13 protein-coding genes and 1 other RNA gene are annotated in these 17,187 nt (G+C 42.2%); 4 read left to right on the top strand and 10 right to left on the bottom strand.

Features of this window, described 5'->3' with window-relative positions; translation table 11 throughout:
• Positions 1 to 20 precede the first annotated feature (20 nt).
• The 7 genes from NST56_RS11825 to NST56_RS11855 form a co-directional block, all read right to left on the bottom strand.
• The gene (locus tag NST56_RS11825) at positions 21 to 884 is read right to left on the bottom strand and encodes a LysM peptidoglycan-binding and 3D domain-containing protein (protein ID WP_010334572.1); all 864 of its coding nucleotides are present in this window, start codon (positions 882 to 884) and stop codon (positions 21 to 23) included.
• A gap of 236 nt (positions 885 to 1,120) precedes the next feature.
• Positions 1,121 to 2,908: a DNA helicase RecQ gene (gene recQ, locus NST56_RS11830; RefSeq protein ID WP_339176842.1), complete on the bottom strand. Its 1,788-nt coding sequence runs from the start codon at positions 2,906 to 2,908 to the stop codon at positions 1,121 to 1,123.
• A 143-nt stretch (positions 2,909 to 3,051) separates the two neighbouring features.
• A non-coding RNA gene (gene ssrS / locus NST56_RS11835) (6S RNA) lies at positions 3,052 to 3,238 on the bottom strand.
• A gap of 231 nt (positions 3,239 to 3,469) precedes the next feature.
• The gene (gene azoJ, locus NST56_RS11840; protein ID WP_339176844.1) at positions 3,470 to 4,096 is read right to left on the bottom strand and encodes an FMN-dependent NADH-azoreductase AzoJ; all 627 of its coding nucleotides are present in this window, start codon (positions 4,094 to 4,096) and stop codon (positions 3,470 to 3,472) included.
• Positions 4,097 to 4,246: 150 nt separating this feature from the next.
• A complete protein-coding gene (locus tag NST56_RS11845; protein ID WP_268505090.1) occupies positions 4,247 to 4,738 on the bottom strand; it encodes a TraR/DksA family transcriptional regulator in 492 nt (163 codons plus the stop codon).
• 122 nt (positions 4,739 to 4,860) lie between these two features.
• Positions 4,861 to 5,205 (bottom strand): PH domain-containing protein, encoded by a 345-nt coding sequence (locus tag NST56_RS11850; RefSeq protein ID WP_010334575.1) that lies wholly within the window; start codon positions 5,203 to 5,205, stop codon positions 4,861 to 4,863.
• A gap of 446 nt (positions 5,206 to 5,651) precedes the next feature.
• Positions 5,652 to 5,855 (bottom strand): DUF6501 family protein, encoded by a 204-nt coding sequence (locus NST56_RS11855; protein WP_268446048.1) that lies wholly within the window; start codon positions 5,853 to 5,855, stop codon positions 5,652 to 5,654.
• A gap of 228 nt (positions 5,856 to 6,083) precedes the next feature.
• Here NST56_RS11855 and dhaS point away from each other — a divergent pair, with 228 nt between their 5' ends.
• From dhaS to NST56_RS11870, 3 genes are all read left to right on the top strand, one after another.
• Positions 6,084 to 7,571: an aldehyde dehydrogenase DhaS gene (gene dhaS, locus NST56_RS11860; RefSeq protein WP_010334578.1), complete on the top strand. Its 1,488-nt coding sequence runs from the start codon at positions 6,084 to 6,086 to the stop codon at positions 7,569 to 7,571.
• 98 nt (positions 7,572 to 7,669) lie between these two features.
• Positions 7,670 to 9,568, top strand: coding sequence for a prenyltransferase/squalene oxidase repeat-containing protein (locus NST56_RS11865; protein WP_339176847.1), 1,899 nt, complete (start codon positions 7,670 to 7,672; stop codon positions 9,566 to 9,568).
• Positions 9,558 to 10,403 (top strand): superoxide dismutase, encoded by an 846-nt coding sequence (locus tag NST56_RS11870; protein ID WP_229147235.1) that lies wholly within the window; start codon positions 9,558 to 9,560, stop codon positions 10,401 to 10,403. Before NST56_RS11865 ends, NST56_RS11870 begins: the two co-directional genes overlap by 11 nt.
• Positions 10,404 to 10,434: 31 nt before the next feature.
• Here the strand turns inward: NST56_RS11870 and NST56_RS11875 are convergent, their stop codons facing one another.
• Positions 10,435 to 11,772 carry a sodium-dependent transporter gene (locus tag NST56_RS11875; protein WP_010334580.1) on the bottom strand — a complete coding sequence of 446 codons (1,338 nt, stop codon included), beginning with the start codon at positions 11,770 to 11,772 and terminating at the stop codon, positions 10,435 to 10,437.
• A gap of 240 nt (positions 11,773 to 12,012) precedes the next feature.
• Between NST56_RS11875 and NST56_RS11880 the strand changes: the two genes are divergently transcribed.
• A complete protein-coding gene (locus tag NST56_RS11880) occupies positions 12,013 to 12,978 on the top strand; it encodes a bile acid:sodium symporter family protein (protein ID WP_339176849.1) in 966 nt (321 codons plus the stop codon).
• 57 nt (positions 12,979 to 13,035) lie between these two features.
• On the opposite strand, the gene odhB is transcribed toward NST56_RS11880, so the two are convergent.
• Entirely contained in the window at positions 13,036 to 14,292 is a 1,257-nt protein-coding gene (gene odhB / locus NST56_RS11885; RefSeq protein ID WP_010334582.1) for a 2-oxoglutarate dehydrogenase complex dihydrolipoyllysine-residue succinyltransferase, read from the bottom strand.
• A 15-nt stretch (positions 14,293 to 14,307) separates the two neighbouring features.
• Positions 14,308 to 17,142, bottom strand: coding sequence for a 2-oxoglutarate dehydrogenase E1 component (sucA, locus tag NST56_RS11890; RefSeq protein ID WP_168748050.1), 2,835 nt, complete (start codon positions 17,140 to 17,142; stop codon positions 14,308 to 14,310).
• Positions 17,143 to 17,187: the final 45 nt, after the last annotated feature.

The raw sequence follows: 17,187 nt of genomic DNA on the forward strand, positions 1-17,187 counted from the left end.
CTTTATCTTCATCTATTCTATTAATTTAACACTTTTACACTTACTGTTCTGACGCCCCAATTATGTGCATCACTTTTGTTTGGTACAAATACGTCAATTTTATTTCCTTTTATTGCGCCGCCAGTGTCTGCTGCTGTTGCTTCTCCATAACCTTCAACATAGACTTTAGAACCTAGCGGAATCACGTTTGGATCAACCGCAATAACTTTAGCATTCGGGTTCTTGTTTAAGTCAATGCCTGTTGCTGTAACGCCGGAAATGCCGCCGTCGTTAGCAGAGTAAGCAGTAGCAGTAACTGTTAGTTCTTTTGTCGCTTCTTGTTGATTTGTATTAGATTCAACAGCCTTTTCTTCTGTTTTAACAGAAGTGTCTGCTGCAGCCTTTGTTTCTTGTTTAGGTTGCTGTTGAACAGCTTCTTGTTTAGGTTGCTCTTTTTGCACAGCCTCTTGTTTTGTTTCAGTTTGAGGTGCGCTTGTTTGCGCATTCTCAGTCACTGTGTTTGCTGCTGTTGCCTGACCTTTTACTGAAAGTGTAGATCCAGCATAGATCATGTCAGAGCTTAAGTTATTCCAACCTTTCAGGTTGTTAACTGTCGTACCGAATTTTTGAGCAATCTTAGAAAGCGTATCTCCCGCTTTAATTGTATATTGCCCAGATGTGGTTGTTTCTTCTGAAGAAATGGTCAGTTTTTCTCCCGTAATGATTGTATCAGAAGTTAACTTGTTCCATTCTTTTAGGTCCTTCAGGTTCACTCCGTTTTTCTGAGAGATCCCCCAGAGCGTATCACCCTTTTGCACCGTGATTTCTTTTGCAGAAGCGTGAGCTCCGAATGCAGTTGTTGAAAGTGCTGCAACTGCTACAAAGGACATAATCGTCTTCTTCATAAGTAAATCCTCCCTTGTTAGCTTTTTATTGGCGGCTAACAGGTGATATCGTAACACATGTAAATGTCAAATCAATAACAAAAAGATATGATTTAGATTACAGTTCCTTTACATGAAGGATTTCTCTCTGTTGGAAAGTCTTACTGAACCCTTGATATAATAGGCTTTTCAAGTCTTTTAAGTTTGAGTCAAAAAAAAGAAAAGAAAATGTGTTTTTCAAAGAAAAAAAGGTTGATTTATGCTTTTTTCGGGGCTGTCACCTGTACATAAGCTTGTATTTCTTCTAAAAAAAGCCGGCCATATTTTGCTCTTTTTTGTTCTCCGACTCCTTTTATAGACAAAAGTTCTTCATCATTTACAGGCTGTTTTCCTGACATATCTTTCAGCGTCTGATCAGAAAAAACGACAAAAGGCGGAACGCCCTGCTCTGCTGCAATTTGCTTGCGTAAGGTGCGCAGCCGTTCAAACAGCTCGTCATTTTCCGTAATGGCTTCTGCTTTTAATGCTTCTTTTCTCGCTACTGCCAATTCGCTTCTCAGCACATTTCTCCCTTTGCCGCTAACAAATAGAGTCGGAAATGTTCCATCTGACATCCTAATAAAGTCGTCAGCAATCAGAAATTCAATAAAGTCGCTGATTTCACTAACTGATCGGTGCTTTAATATTCCGTATGTTGAAAGGCTGCTAAAGCCGTTTTCGAGCACTTTTTTATTTTTTGATCCAGCGAGCACCTGGGCAACCATCGTCTTCCCAAAACGTTCATTCATACGAATGATACACGATAAGACCATTTGCGCTTCTCTCGTCACGTCATGGGCTGTTCTTTTATCTGTACAGTTTCCGCACTGTCCGCAGGCGTCAGGTTCCTTTTCTCCGAAATACATCAGAATAAATCGCTGCAGACAATCTTCCGTATGGCAGTAGTCAACCATTTGTCGCAGTTTTTTCAAGTCCTGCTTTTGCTTTTCTTCATTTTCCGATTGCTCGATTAAAAAGCGCTGCACCATAATATCTTGCGGAGAAAATAAAAGCACACATTCACTGTCGAGGCCATCCCGTCCAGCTCGTCCCGCCTCCTGATAGTAGCTTTCCATATCTTTCGGTATCTGTGCATGAAGAACAAACCTGATATTTGATTTATCGATGCCCATCCCGAAAGCAGATGTGGCAACCATGACCTGCAGCTCATCGTTCAGAAACCTTTCCTGCTGTTCTTTTCTGACTTCGTCCTGTAAGCCCCCGTGATACCGCCCTGCGCTAATTTGATTTCGTTTTAACCGCTCATAAATCCGATCTGCTTCTTTTCTTGTCGCGGTATAGACGATTCCTGCTTCATGTTTGTTTCTTTTTACATACTCATCAATAAAACGATCTTTATTTTCCCCTTTTGCGACTTTCAAAGTCAGGTTGTCACGGGAGAAACCGGTATACACCGTGTTTTCTTTTTGAATATGCAGCTGACGGCATATATCATCATGCACCTCAGGTGTTGCTGTTGCCGTTAATGCCATGATGACAGGTTTGTCATTTAACTCGTGAAACAGAATTTCAATGTTTCTGTAGCTTGGCCTGAAATCGTGGCCCCATTGAGAAATACAGTGCGCTTCATCTATTGCTACTAAAGGAACGTCGATGCTTTGCAAAATACGTATAAATTCTGTTGAGGTTAACCGCTCTGGTGTAATGTAAAAAAGCTTATAGGCCCCTTCTTTCAGGCCATTCAGCCTTTTATATATTTCTTGATTGGTTTGCGAACTGTTGATGTAAGCGGCTTTGATTCCCGCTTCTTCAAGAGCATCAACCTGATCCTTCATTAATGATATTAACGGCGAAATGACAATCGTTGTTCCTTCAAACATCAGTGCCGGAATTTGATAGCATATTGATTTTCCCCCGCCCGTCGGCATAATGCAGACCGTGTTTTGTCTCGCTTCTGTCACCGAACGGATGGCTTCCTCCTGCCCTCTGCGCAGCTTTTCATAACCGAAATAATGCGCCAACAGAGATTGGGCTTTATGTAACATAACGTCTAACCCTCGCTTTTCCTTCAATTTCTCCCATCATATCACAAAAAATAGACCTGCATTTCTTCCCGAATGGAAATTGAATTTTCGATATAAAAATCCTTTTTCAGATAAAATAAAAAGCCATTTCCATAAAGGAAATGGCCTTCGCTACATCTTGCCGTATGCAAGTAAGAAAGTTTTAAACCACCACTCCTCAAAGTGGGTGTTTGCAGAAACGTTCCTGTCGTCCTCTGCAATGGAGGCATGACATTCCGGCTTCGATATAAAACTCCCTATTACAGCTTAAAGGTTAAAACTTAATTAACAATACGTACAAAGTAGCTTCTTTTATATAGTACACCATTGGACATATTTTATCAAGGGGGTAAATCAATTGTTCAGAAAAACTTTTTTTCATTCATAAAACTGTTTTTTCGCTAATATATCTTATGATTCGACAAACAAAAAATATATTACAATAAAAAAAACATCATTTTCTAGCGGCAAGAAGTGATCACTTTCTTCTATATAATATGTACGCAAAAAAACTCCTATCTCACGGATAGGAGTCTTCATTCATTAAAACTTAGCAGCAAGCTCTTTCGCTTCTTGCAAGCCTTTTTCAACAATTTCTTGTGCTTTATCAGGCGCTGCGTTATGTCCCTCGATGACAACTGTGTGCAAGTCTTGAACACCCCAGAAACCAAGAACTGTTTTCATGAAGTTTAAGGACATTTCTAGTGAAGCCATTGGTCCTTCTGAGTAAACGCCGCCGCGCGCGTTAAGAAGTGCAACTTTTTTGTCGCCCATTAAACCAACTGGTCCTTCTTGTGTGTATTTGAATGTAACGCCTGCGCGAGACAGGTAATCCACATAAGTATGAAGCACTGCTGGCACTGTGAAGTTCCAAAGCGGGAATGCGAACACCACTTTATCAGCTTTTACAAATTGGTTCAGATATTTGTCAGCTGTTGCAGCTTGTTTTTTTTCTTCCTCAGTCATTTCTATACCTTGACCTGCTTTAAATGTTCCGTTAATCATATCTCTTCCAAGGTAAGGAAGGTTTTCTTTATGAAGATCTAATTCAATCACTTCATCATTAGGGTTGTTTTCTTTATATGCAGCTAAAAATGCTTCGTATAGTTTAACTGAAACACCTTCTTCAGCTGTACGGTCACTTGATTTTACAAATAAAACTGTAGACATTTGTATTCCTCCCGGTAAACTTTTTATATTAACTTACAAATAGTATGTTACTTTCTTTTTTATGCAAAGTCAATCACTTTATTTCGAATATGAGATTTTTTTATAAAAAAAAGCAAGTACACCTTATATCGGTGTACTTGCTTGCGATTTTCAATTTGAATCCTGCTCGCGGTCTAAAATCTCATACGTTTGAGAACTTTTTTGATCAATTGTTTCTTTATTAGATAGATCTTTAACTTGTTGGTGAAACTCCCTTTCAAATGACGGAGCATCCGTTTCCAAATCGTCCTCTACATCAGCTTGGGCTTCCACTGTCATTCTTGCGTATGGAACAGCTTCCAATCTTTCGTATGGGATATCTTGACCTGTTTTTTCACAAATTCCGTACGTTCCGTCTTTTATCTTTTGTAAAGCGTGATTAACTTCCTCCAAAAGCTCCCGGTCTATTTCTTTTACCGTTTGGTCTGTCATGCGGTCTGTCACAAGCGTTCCGTGGTCAGCCATATGGTTATCAACACCATTAGACAGCTCTCCTACTTCTTCAGTCATTGATTGTGTTTTCTTTTTTTCACCAGACAATTCTTTTTGCAGATGAAGCAATTTATGGTAGAGATGCTGAGTTTGTTCTTTAGTCAGTGCCATGTGTATCCTCTCCTTTTTTTCTCTGTTCCCAGTTTTGAATACTGACAAACCAAAAAAGGCGTTTTTACGGCACAAAAAAAGCCAAACCATTCTTTAGAGACGGCTGGCCTCAGTTAGTTTATTCAGTTGCATAAATACTTCGTCAATACCGCTTGCACTTCGCTTAAATCGGTATCTTTCGCAAATTCTAATTCAAAGGTTTTGCTTCTTGTCATTAATAAAAGTCCGGTGTCGGGATCAAACATTCCCGCTTCTTGAATGGCAAAGCTTTCAATCGTTTTATATGGAAGAAATACACGAACCTTCTTTTTAGAAAACACCTTATTATCAAAGAAAATAATACGTTTATTTGTAAAACAAATTTGGTCAACCCGGAGCTTATAAATCGATTCTATTCTTTCCCCTTCAACGAGCAAAGCTTCAAGCTTCTTTGCGTCAGTTGGTCTGCTAACAGAAAAAATACCCAATGAAGAACCCCTCTTTCTGCATTTATCTATTTTTCTTATGACGAGATTACATTAAATAAAATAAGTCCTTTATCCCTATATAAGAATACGACATAGAAGACATTTAAACCATTACGAACAGATTACATTTTTCACATTTTTGATTTGTTTCTTGTTTTTTGTATTGCTGTCATCATGTAGTACGCACCAATAGAGAAAAAAGTTTCATTTTTCACAAATATTTTTTGAAAAATGAGTTTTTTAACGTTTTCTTCTGTGTATCTGTTTTATTTTCCCTTTTTGAATCAAAGAAGAACCGCAGCTTAGCTGCGGTCCTTTGCATAACCATCGTATCTTCAATTGTGCCATCTTTATAAGAGTCTGAAATTGATGGGACATATGCTTCCTGCCCGATGAGCCGTTCATGAAAGGCTTCTGTTTCTCCTTCAATCAGGGATTCTCGGTGATTATACCTCTTCAAAATATTCTTTATAGTATCCGCCGATTTTATTTGTATTATCGACGACAAACAGAAATTCCTCTGTCTCATTCTTCACTTCATATTCTTTCCCTGGTGTTAATACACGATTTACAATATATTTTTTTGCGTTTGTCTGAACACATTTTACTTTTTTAACGGTTTCTTTATCAAGCCAATTTTTATGTATCATGATGAAATCTCCTTTACTTGTCTATAAGCCTATTGTAGCTTTTTTCTTTTGTAAATTGCAATATCGGTTATTCATTGATTTTGTCATGTTTTCTAGTATAGAATGGTTGTATACGCTTACTTCCATAGTAACGATCACAGCTAATTTCCGCTCTTCAATGAAGCAATATCCATTCTATCACCAAGAATCTCAGAACAGGCCATAAAAATGACTGGAGGTTTGTTACGAATGAGTTCTTTAACGATGCAAGTGAGTAAAAGGCTGGAGACATTTTTACAGGGAACGAAAAAGCTTTATATTGATGGGAAGTTTGTTCCGAGTGCCTCAGGGGCAACCTTTGACACGCCTAACCCGGCGACAGGCGAAACCTTAATGTCGCTGTATGAAGCCCGGGCAGAAGATGTGGACAAAGCCGTTAAAGCTGCCCGCAAAGCCTTTGATCAAGGCGAGTGGAGAACAATGTCTCCAGCATCAAGAAGCAGACTGATGTATAAGCTGGCAGATTTAATGGAAGAGCATAAAACTGAGCTTGCTCAGCTTGAAACCCTTGATAACGGAAAGCCAATAAACGAAACAACAAATGGAGATATCCCGCTGGCTATTGAGCATATGCGCTATTACGCCGGCTGGTGCACAAAAATAACAGGGCAGACAATCCCTGTTTCCGGCTCCTATTTTAATTATACACGCCATGAGCCTGTCGGCGTCGTCGGCCAAATCATCCCATGGAATTTCCCGCTCCTTATGGCGATGTGGAAAATGGGTGCGGCTCTTGCAACCGGCTGTACAATTGTGCTTAAGCCTGCTGAGCAAACCCCGCTTTCAGCTCTTTATTTGGCTGAGTTAATTGATAAAGCCGGTTTCCCTGACGGTGTGATCAATATCATTCCGGGATTCGGTGAAGATGCTGGAGAAGCACTTACCAACCATGAAGCGGTTGACAAAATTGCCTTTACCGGATCAACAGAAATCGGAAAGAAAATCATGGCCACGGCGGCAAAAAGCATTAAGCGTGTCACCCTGGAACTGGGCGGAAAATCACCTAATATCCTGCTACCGGATGCCAACTTGAAAAAAGCCATTCCAGGCGCTTTAAACGGTGTCATGTTTAACCAAGGCCAAGTCTGCTGTGCGGGCTCACGCGTCTTTATTCATAAAGACCAGTATGATGAAGTTGTCAATGAGATGGTGTCTTATGCTGAATCACTCCGCCAAGGAGCCGGACTTCATAAAGATACCCAAATCGGCCCGCTCGTGAGCAAGGAGCAGCATGAACGCGTTCTTTCTTATATTCAAAAAGGGAAAGATGAAGGAGCAAAAGCTGTCACTGGCGGAAGCTGCCCTTATGAAGAAGGATACTTTGTCGCACCGACTGTGTTTGCGAATGTTGAAGACGATATGACAATCGCCAAAGAAGAAATCTTTGGACCAGTCCTGACGGCGATTCCGTATGAAACAGTGGATGAAGTCATTGAACGAGCCAACCATTCTGAATACGGACTTGCTGCCGGCCTATGGACTGAGAATGTAAAACAAGCCCATTATATTGCAGATCGCCTTCAAGCCGGAACTGTCTGGGTAAACTGCTATAATGTGTTTGACGCAGCTTCGCCGTTCGGCGGTTATAAACAATCCGGACTAGGAAGAGAAATGGGCTCATATGCTCTAGATAACTACACAGAAGTCAAAAGTGTATGGATTAATCTTGAAGACTAAAAGCTTTTAAAAAAACTGCTGCCTGCCAGCAGTTTTTTTCTTTCAGTAATGGCAACAAAAGCTGATGAATATATATCTTTCTGAAGGAGTTGAGCGTGATGAGCACACTTCAGGAGAAGGTGAGGCGCTATCAGCAAAACACGATTTCAGAGCTGAAAGATAGGCAAAATGGTGACGGTTCTTGGACATTTTGCTTTGAAGGGCCAATCATGACGAATTCTTTTTTTATTCTGCTCCTCACCTCACTTGATGAAGGTGAAAATGAAAAAGAACTCATTTCGGCGCTCGCAGCCGGCATTCGCGAAAATCAGCAGCCAGATGGAACGTTTAACAATTTCCCTGACGAAACAGGCGGCAATATAACAGCTGCCGTCCAAGGTTATGTCGGAATGCTGGCTTCAGGATGCTACCATCGAACTGATCCGCACATGAAAAAAGCTGAACAATTCATTACATCACATGGCGGCTTGAGGAATATTCATTTTATGACAAAATGGATGCTTGCAGCAAACAGCCTTTACCCTTGGCCCGCTTTATATGTACCATTGTCGCTTTTAGCAATCCCCCCAACATTCCCGGTTCATTTCTATCAGTTCAGCACCTATGCCCGTATTCACTTTGCGCCGATGGCTGTCACACTCAATCAGCGATTCACACTAAAAAACCGCAATATTCAATCTCTCCGCCACCTCGACCCGCACATGACAAAAAACCCTTTGACATGGCTCCGTTCTGATGCTTTCGAGGAGAGAGACCTCTCTTCTGTTCTGACTCATTGGAAGCGGCTTTTTCGTGCACCCTTTGCTCTTCAGGAGCTTGGCTTACACACAGCTAAAACATATATGCTTGACCGAATTGAAGAAGACGGCACACTGTACAGTTATGCAAGCGCCACAATATTTATGGTATACAGCCTTCTGTCACTTGGTGTGTCACGCCATTCACCGGTCATCCGAAGGGCCATTAATGGCATCAAAGCATTGGTGACTGAATGTGGCGGCATTCCTTATTTAGAAAATTCCACTTCCACTGTTTGGGATACTGCATTAATCACTTATGCGCTTCAGCAAAACGGCGTTGCCGAAACAGACGGTACAATTACAAAAGCCGTTTCTTTTTTACAAAAGCGGCAGCATACCAAGATAGCAGATTGGTCTGTCAACAATCCAAACGTATCTCCAGGCGGCTGGGGATTTTCAAATATTAACACGAATAACCCTGATTGTGACGACACTGCAGCCGTCTTAAAAGCAATTCCCCGCAGCTTCTCTCCTTTTTCTTGGGAGCGAGGCGTGGCTTGGCTTTTATCGATGCAGAACAATGATGGAGGGTTTTCCGCCTTTGAAAAAAATGTGAACCACCCTCTTATCCGCCACCTCCCGCTTGAATCCGCCGAGGATGCGGCTGTTGATCCCTCAACCGCTGACCTTACCGGGCGTGTGCTGCACTTTTTAGGTGAAAAAGCCGGCTTTTCAGTAAAACATCACCACATTCAGCGTGCTGTGAACTGGCTTTATGAAAATCAGGAACATAATGGATCTTGGTACGGACGTTGGGGTGTTTGCTACATTTACGGCACATGGGCTGCCTTAACCGGCATGCACGCCTGCGGAGTTGTTCGTACACACCCTTCGATACAAAAGGCAATCCGGTGGCTCAAAACCATACAAAATGATGACGGCAGCTGGGGTGAATCCTGCAAAAGCGCGGAGGTCAAAACCTATGTGCCGCTTAAAGAAGGAACCATTATACAAACTGCCTGGGCTTTAGATGCTTTATTGCTATATGAAAAACCCAGTCATCCAGCAATTGTGAAAGGAATGAACTACCTCATGGACAGCAGTTCTCATGACGGTAGAAGCTTGACTTATCCAGTGGGAATCGGGCTGCCAAAGCAGTTTTATATTCGTTACCACAGTTATCCTTATGTGTTCCCTTTGCTGGCTGTCGGCAAATATTTGAATTCTATTGAAAAGGAGACAGCATATGAAACGTGAATCTTATCAAACCGAGATGTTCAATTGGTGTGAAGCCTTAAAAGATCAGATTCAAAAACGAGGACAGCTTGATCAATTTGAGGATCAAATCGAAAGGATGATTGAAGCGCTGGAGGATGACCAGACGACAGAAGAACAGTGGTATCAGCAGGCCGCCACACTCTATCGGAATATTACACAATCAGAAGAAACAGGTGAAAGACGTGCTTTCGTTCCTATAGGAAAACATATTCTCCCAAAGCTTCCGTACAAGTACTCCGCTTTAGAACCTTATATTTCACGTGATATTATGGTGCTTCATCATACAAAGCATCACCAAAGCTATGTTGACGGACTGAATAAAGCAGAATTGGAGCTTAAGAAAGCCAGAGCTTCAAAGAACTATGACTTGATCACTCATTGGGAAAGAGAGCTGGCATTTCATGGAGCGGGCCATTATTTGCACAGCATTTTTTGGTTTTCTATGCATCCAAACGGAAAAAGAAGGCCTACTGGAGCATTGTTTCAAATGATCGATCTTTCATTTGGAAGCTATTCGGCCTTTAAGGAGCATTTTACCCAAGCTGCAAAAAAAGTGGAGGGTGTCGGGTGGGCCATTCTTGTCTGGTCCCCTCGTTCCGGGCGGCTGGAGATTTTAGCCGCAGAGAAGCACCAGCTCTTCAGCCAGTGGGATGTAATCCCTCTTTTACCGCTTGATGTATGGGAACATGCTTACTATTTGCAATATAAAAATGACCGCGGAAGCTATGTTGATCATTGGTGGAATGTAGTCGATTGGCGTGAAGCCGAAAAACGTTTTGAACAGGCAAAAGAAGTCGTATGGAAACTCTATTAAAAAAGCCCCCTTTTCCAGGGGGCTTCATTTCTTAAAAAATACCTAATACATGTAAAAATACGATAATGATTGCAACAGGTGAAAGATAACGTATGAGCAGAAGCCAAACCGCAAACCACTTTCGCTTGAGATTTGAGCCGCTTTTCAGCTCGTTAAACAAGTCTTCTTTCGGTATTTTTAACGGTACAAAGATAGAAATCAATAACGCTCCTAACGGCATTAAAATATTGCTGACCAGAAAATCAGCTGCGTCAAAAATGGACATGTGAAAAATGGTGATATCACTTAAAATACCGTATGATAACGCAGACGGTACGCCGACCAGAAAGATAGCCATCCCGCCGATCCAGGCAAATCGTTTTCTTTTACTCACATCGCCTTTTGAAAGCACAGCAACCAAAATTTCAAGCATTGAAAAGGCAGATGTCAGTGCCGCAAATAAAAATAGAATTAAAAATGCTAATAAAAAGACAATTCCAAACGGCATTTGATTAAATACAGTCGGCAGCACATTAAATAACAGGACAGGTCCTTGATCCGGTTTGAGGCCGAATGAAAAAACAGCTGGAAAGATTGCGATTCCCGCCATAATGGCGACAAGAACATTCAAAACCGTAACAGATACAGCAGACTGCACCAGATTTTCTTGTTTTTCTAGATAGGCACTATACGTTACCATTACAGATACACCGACACTTAATAAGAAGAAGGACTGGCCCATCGCATATAATATTGTATTGGCGTCAATAGCGGAGATATCAGGTGTCAGGAAAAACGTAAGGCCTTCCATCGCTCCATGAAGAGTAACTGAACGCACCATTAAAATAATAAATAATATAAATAGCGCCGGCATTAAAATTTGGCTTGCTTTTTCAATTCCGCTGCTTACACCCTTTGCGACAACCAAAATTGTGACCAGCATAAACAGCAGCTGGCCTCCTACAGCCAAATATGGATTTGAAATGGTATTCGCAAACAGCGTATCAAACCCTGATGTATGCGATAAACCGCCGGTAAAGCCTTTAAAAATGTAATTTAAAATCCATCCGCCGACAACGCTGTAGAATGATAACAGAATAAAGCACGTCGCCATGCCTAAATAGCCTATCCAATGCCATTTAGACCCAGGAGCAAGAGATTTATAGGATTGGACGGCATCTTGCTGTGTTTTTCTGCCTATGATGAATTCACCGAGCAATAATGGCAGTCCGATTAATATTGTAAATAAAATGAAAATAAATAAAAACGCGCCTCCTCCGCTGGTGCCTGCGACATATGGGAATTTCCATATCGCACCGAGACCGATAGCCGATCCAGCCGCTGCTAAAATAAAGCCCAGCTTCGAAGACCATTGATTAGCTTCCTTCACCCTATCACTCCTATTTTTCAAAACAGTTTAAAGGTTCATTGTAAGAATATCTACCTATATAGTCAAGAATATTTTGATTAGTTTACATAATATATTTATCATCTACCTACACAGGGATATCAGAATACAGTCAATCTATCAATATTGAATTATTCAGAAAATTAATTATAATAGGGGAATACCAAAAAATCTGTAAGGATTTCTGCTGAAGTTCTTGATCAGTGTATGAGGAGTGTTTTTATGGAAAACATCAGAAAGATTAGTCATTTCGCGGGACAAACCTTCGGCATCTGGGTTATTGTTTTTGCCGTACTCGGATTTTCGTTCCCATTATTATTTTCTTGGATCAATTCTTATATTACGATTTTTCTCGGCATTATCATGTTTGGAATGGGGCTAACACTGCAAACCGATGATTTTAAAGAGCTGATCAGAAAACCTTTGTACGTCATTATCGGAGTGATTGCCCAATATACGATTATGCCGCTTGTTGCTTTCGGCTTAGCCTATGGCTTGCATCTCCCCTCGGAGATCGCGGTAGGCGTCATTCTTGTTGGCTGCTGTCCGGGTGGAACTGCCTCTAATGTCATGACATTTTTAGCAAAAGGCAACACGGCCCTGTCTGTTGCTGTCACTACAATTTCCACCTTGTTGGCACCTGTTTTGACGCCGGTATTGATTATGCTGTTTGCCAAGGAATGGCTGCCTGTCTCACCTGGCTCATTATTTATTTCGATTTTGCAGGCTGTATTGTTTCCAATCATTGCAGGCCTAATCGTCAAAATGTTTTTCAAAAAACAGGTCGCAAAAGCCGTTCATGTCCTGCCGCTTGTTTCAGTCATCGGTATCGTTGCGATTGTATCAGCTGTTGTAAGCGGCAATCGGGAAAACCTGCTTCAATCAGGATGGCTTATTTTTTCAGTAGTTATCCTGCATAATGGCATTGGATATTTACTGGGGTTTCTTTGTGCAAAGCTGTTAAAAATGGATTATGCATCTCAAAAAGCGGTTGCAATTGAAGTCGGCATGCAAAACTCAGGGCTTGGCGCAGCACTTGCTACGGCACATTTTTCACCGCTATCCGCTGTTCCTAGCGCGATTTTCAGTGTTTGGCACAACCTTTCAGGCTCTCTGCTCGCTACATATTGGTCTAAAAAAGGTAAGAATCAAAAAGAAGATTCAAACAGCACAGAACTGTCTCTTTAACATTCTATTCTATATAAAAAGGTACATCACGTTTAGCCGTGATGTACCTTTTTTGTTTTATCCCTCTAACAAAAGCTGTTCAGGATCTTCTAGTAAGTTCTTAATAGTGACAAGGAATCCAACTGCTTCTTTACCATCTACGATCCGGTGATCATAAGATAAAGCAATATACATCATTGGACGGTTTTCAAAACGTTCTTCATCAATTGCGACAGGGCGCAGCTGAATCTTATGCATACCCAGAATACCAACTTGAGGGCTGTTTAAAATCGGTGTCGACATGAGTGAACCGAAAGTCCCTCCGTTTGTAATTGTAAATGAGCCTCCTTGCAGCTCACCAAGGGTTAATTTATTGTTTCTCGCTTTTTTCGCAAGCTCGCCGATTTCTTTTTCAATGCCTGCAAATGTCAGACGGTCTGCATCCCTTACAACTGGAACGACAAGTCCTTCTTCAGCTGCAACAGCGATTCCGATATCATAGAATTTTTTAACAATCAGCTCATCGCCTTGAATTTCTGCATTCAAGAGCGGATATTTTTTCAATGCCGCTACAACAGCTTTTGTAAAGAAAGACATAAAGCCCAGCTTCACTTCATTTTGCTCAAAGAATTGGTCTTTGCGACGTTTTCTGAGATTCATAACAGCCGTCATGTCAACTTCATTAAATGTAGTCAGCATCGCAGATGTTTGCTGAACTTCGACTAGACGTTTAGCAATCGTCTGTCTGCGGCGTGACATTTTTTGCACTTCAACAGGTTTGTCAAAGCTTTGCTGTGTTTTTTGAGCCTGCGGCTGTTGTTTTTGCTGCTGAGGAGCTGGTTTCGCCGCTGGTTTTTCATACGCCTCAACATCCTGTTTTCGCACTCTTCCAAGCGGGTCGCCAGTTGGAACCTGAGACAGGTCAATCCCTTTCTCTCTCGCCAGCTTTCGGGCAGAAGGAGATGCAATTGTTCTTGATTTTGCTTCCGTTTGCGCTTCCTGGCTCACTTCTTGCGCCGCTGGTTCAGCTTGCTTTTCTTCTTTTTCACTTTCTTTGCTTTCAGCCTTCTCTGAAGGAGCAGGGGCAGAACTTTCACCCGCGCCTTCTGTAATGGTACCGATAATTTCTCCAACTTGGACGGTATCACCCGAATCTTTCAATACCTCTTGAAGAACACCCGATTCTTCTGCTGTCAATTCAACATTTACTTTATCCGTTTCAAGTTCAAGCAGATATTCACCCTGTTCTACATAATCACCGGGCTGCTTTAACCATTGGGCTATTGTTCCTTCTGAGATTGATTCTGCTAATTCAGGTACCTTAATTTCCGCCATTTTTTCATTTCCCCCTTAGTTTTTGCGAGTCAAGCTATCAGATACAATACGTTCCTGTTCTTTTTTATGAACTGTCGGATCTCCCTCTGCAGGACTGGATCGTCTTCTTCGTCCAATATATTGAACGCTTACTCCTTCTGGTGCAAGTTCTGTCAAATAAGGGCTGATATAGCTCCATGCCCCCATGTTCTGCGGCTCTTCCTGAACCCAAACGATTTCTTTAAGATTCGGAAGCTTTGCAAATAATTCTTTGACTCCTTTTGCAGGGAATGGATACAGCTGTTCAATTCTCGCAATGTGAAGCCACTCTTTCCCGTCTTCTAACTTGTTGAAATGATCGCTGATGTCTATAGATACTTTACCGCTGGATAATACGAGCCGCGTCACTTTTTCATATTCATGAGAAAGTCCTGACTGTTCGTAAACAGGCTGGAAGCGGCTTTCGCTGAGCTCCTGCACTTCAGAAACGGTATTCGGATTGCGCAGAAGGCTCTTCGGCGTCATGATGACAAGCGGACGAATTTCCTCACGCAGCAGCATTTTAGCCTGTCTTCTTAATATATGAAAATATTGAGCGGCGCTTGTCAGGTTGGCAACCGTCCAGTTGTTCTCAGCAGCTAGTTGCAGGAACCGCTCGATTCTACCGCTTGAATGCTCAGGACCCTGTCCCTCGTAACCGTGCGGGAGCAGCATCACTAATCCGGATTTTTGGCCCCATTTTGCGCGTCCGGCAGAAATAAATTGGTCAAAGTACACTTGAGCAGCATTGGCGAAATCTCCATACTGCGCTTCCCACAGGACAAGTGTTTCCGGTGAATGCACGTTATACCCGTATTCAAAGCCGAGAACCGATCCTTCAGACAGCGGGCTGTTATGAACGGCAAATGATGTATCACAATCTGACAAATGGTGCAGCGGCACAAATTCTTTGCCTGTCTCACTGTCGTGAAGTACAAGGTTTCTTTGGGCAAACGTTCCGCGCTCAGAATCCTGTCCTGTTAATCGAATCGGTGTTCCGTCTTTCAGAATGGAAGCAAACGCGAGAGATTCAGCCAATGACCATTCCACTTTTCTGTCATCATCAAACGCCTTGGCCCGTCTTTCTAAAATGCGTTTTAGCTTACCGAATACATTAAACGACTCCGGCCAATTGACCAATTCGCCATTCAGCTTGCGGAGCACATCAAAATCAATAGATGTGTCTACATCCGGAAAACCGTTTGAAACAGGTTCCGGAAGTTCTATTTCACAAGCGACAGGTTCCTTTTTAGCCGGCACTTTTTGATAAGCGTCTTCTATGCGTTTCGTTACCGACTTTTCAATGTTTTGAACAACTTCCTCGGTCAGCACCCCATCTTTAATGAGCTTTTCCGCGAAAATATGTTTGACAGTCGGATGCTTTCTTACAGCATCATACAGCATCGGCTGAGTAGTTGACGGCTCATCCATTTCGTTGTGTCCGTAACGTCTGTACCCGATTAAGTCAATCAGAAAGTCCTTGTTGAATGTTTTTCGGTATTCTACCGCAAACTTAACAGCTGAAAGACAGGCTTCAGGATCGTCCGCATTTACGTGAACAATCGGTATTTCATAGCCCTTCGCCAGGTCACTGGCATAGTTTGTTGATCTTGATTCAGCGCTTTCTGTTGTGAATCCGATCATGTTATTGGCGATAATATGAATCGCACCGCCTACTTGATACCCTTTTAAAGAGCTTAAATTCAATGTTTCAGCGACAATTCCTTCCCCAGGGAATGCAGCGTCTCCATGAATTAAAATCGCAAGTGATTTTGTTTCATCCTGAACCGGGTATCCGCTTTGTGTTCTTGTTTCCTGCGCCGCTCTTGTGCTGCCTTCAACGATCGGGTTGATAAATTCCAAGTGGCTCGGGTTATTCGCCAGCGTAATACGCGCCGACTTCGTTTCAGCGTCTTGAAGCTCGCGGTTCGCTCCCAGGTGATACTTGACATCCCCCGTCCATCCGTAGCTGATGCCGATAGATCCTTCAGACGGGACTAAATCTTTGTTCGGCGCATGCTGGAACTCTGAGAATATGATTTCATACGGTTTGCCCAGCACATGTGCCAGCACATTCAGGCGGCCCCTGTGCGCCATACCGATGTTAACGCTCGTTGTACCTGATTTGACAGATTGTGCGATAATGTCATCAAGCACTGGAACAAGAGCGTCCAGACCCTCAATTGAAAAACGCTTCTGCCCGACGAAGGTTCGGTGTAAAAATTGCTCGAATCCCTCTACTTCCGTCAGTCTCTCCAGCACAGCTGACAGCTTTTCGGCTGAGTTCTTTTGGAACAATTCACCGGATTCAATCTTTTGAGTCAGCCACTCTCGCTCTTTAAAGTCGTGTACATGATCAAATTCAAATGAGATGGTTCTTTTATACGTATTTCGTAAATACTGAATGGCTTCTAGACCGTTCGTAATGTTTTTAGGAGCGTCTTTACAAATGACCGACGCAGGTATTTCTTTTATTTCCTCTTCTGTTAGCCCGTAATCGGATAGTGGAAAGAGCTCGCTCTTTTTCCCATCCTTTCTGAGCGGATTGACGGAAGCGTTCAAATGGCCATAGGTTCGTATATCTTCTGCAAGTCTGATTGCTGATGCGATCTTTTGTATCAGATCGGCTGTAACACGTCCCTTTTCTTTTGTTCCCGATGCCTCTTTTATATCGCTTGGAGGAGCTCCTAGTTCATCGAACATGTCCTTCAGATCCGGATCAATGCTGTTCGGATCCTGGGTGTACTGATCGTAAAGCTCCAGCGCATAGCCGAGGTTCGGACCGTAAAAATCTTCCCAATTCATTCGTTGTTTCATATTATTTTGAAACATTTGAATATTACCCCCAACCTAGATAATCAAGTGATTCATTCACTA

The organism is Bacillus sp. FSL R5-0560, from assembly GCF_037966305.1.
GTDB classification, from domain to species: Bacteria; Bacillota; Bacilli; order Bacillales; family Bacillaceae; genus Bacillus; species Bacillus mojavensis.

Coding starts and splice junctions, on each gene's coding strand:
- NST56_RS11880 (WP_339176849.1), top strand. CDS start 12,013: ATGGAAAACATCAGAAAGATTAGTCATTTCGCGGGACAAACCTTCGGC.
- NST56_RS11845 (WP_268505090.1), bottom strand. CDS start 4,738: ATGGCACTGACTAAAGAACAAACTCAGCATCTCTACCATAAATTGCTT.
- azoJ (WP_339176844.1), bottom strand. CDS start 4,096: ATGTCTACAGTTTTATTTGTAAAATCAAGTGACCGTACAGCTGAAGAA.
- NST56_RS11865 (WP_339176847.1), top strand. CDS start 7,670: ATGAGCACACTTCAGGAGAAGGTGAGGCGCTATCAGCAAAACACGATT.
- NST56_RS11825 (WP_010334572.1), bottom strand. CDS start 884: ATGAAGAAGACGATTATGTCCTTTGTAGCAGTTGCAGCACTTTCAACA.
- dhaS (WP_010334578.1), top strand. CDS start 6,084: ATGAGTTCTTTAACGATGCAAGTGAGTAAAAGGCTGGAGACATTTTTA.
- NST56_RS11855 (WP_268446048.1), bottom strand. CDS start 5,855: ATGATACATAAAAATTGGCTTGATAAAGAAACCGTTAAAAAAGTAAAA.
- NST56_RS11870 (WP_229147235.1), top strand. CDS start 9,558: ATGAAACGTGAATCTTATCAAACCGAGATGTTCAATTGGTGTGAAGCC.
- sucA (WP_168748050.1), bottom strand. CDS start 17,142: ATGTTTCAAAATAATATGAAACAACGAATGAATTGGGAAGATTTTTAC.
- recQ (WP_339176842.1), bottom strand. CDS start 2,908: ATGTTACATAAAGCCCAATCTCTGTTGGCGCATTATTTCGGTTATGAA.
- odhB (WP_010334582.1), bottom strand. CDS start 14,292: ATGGCGGAAATTAAGGTACCTGAATTAGCAGAATCAATCTCAGAAGGA.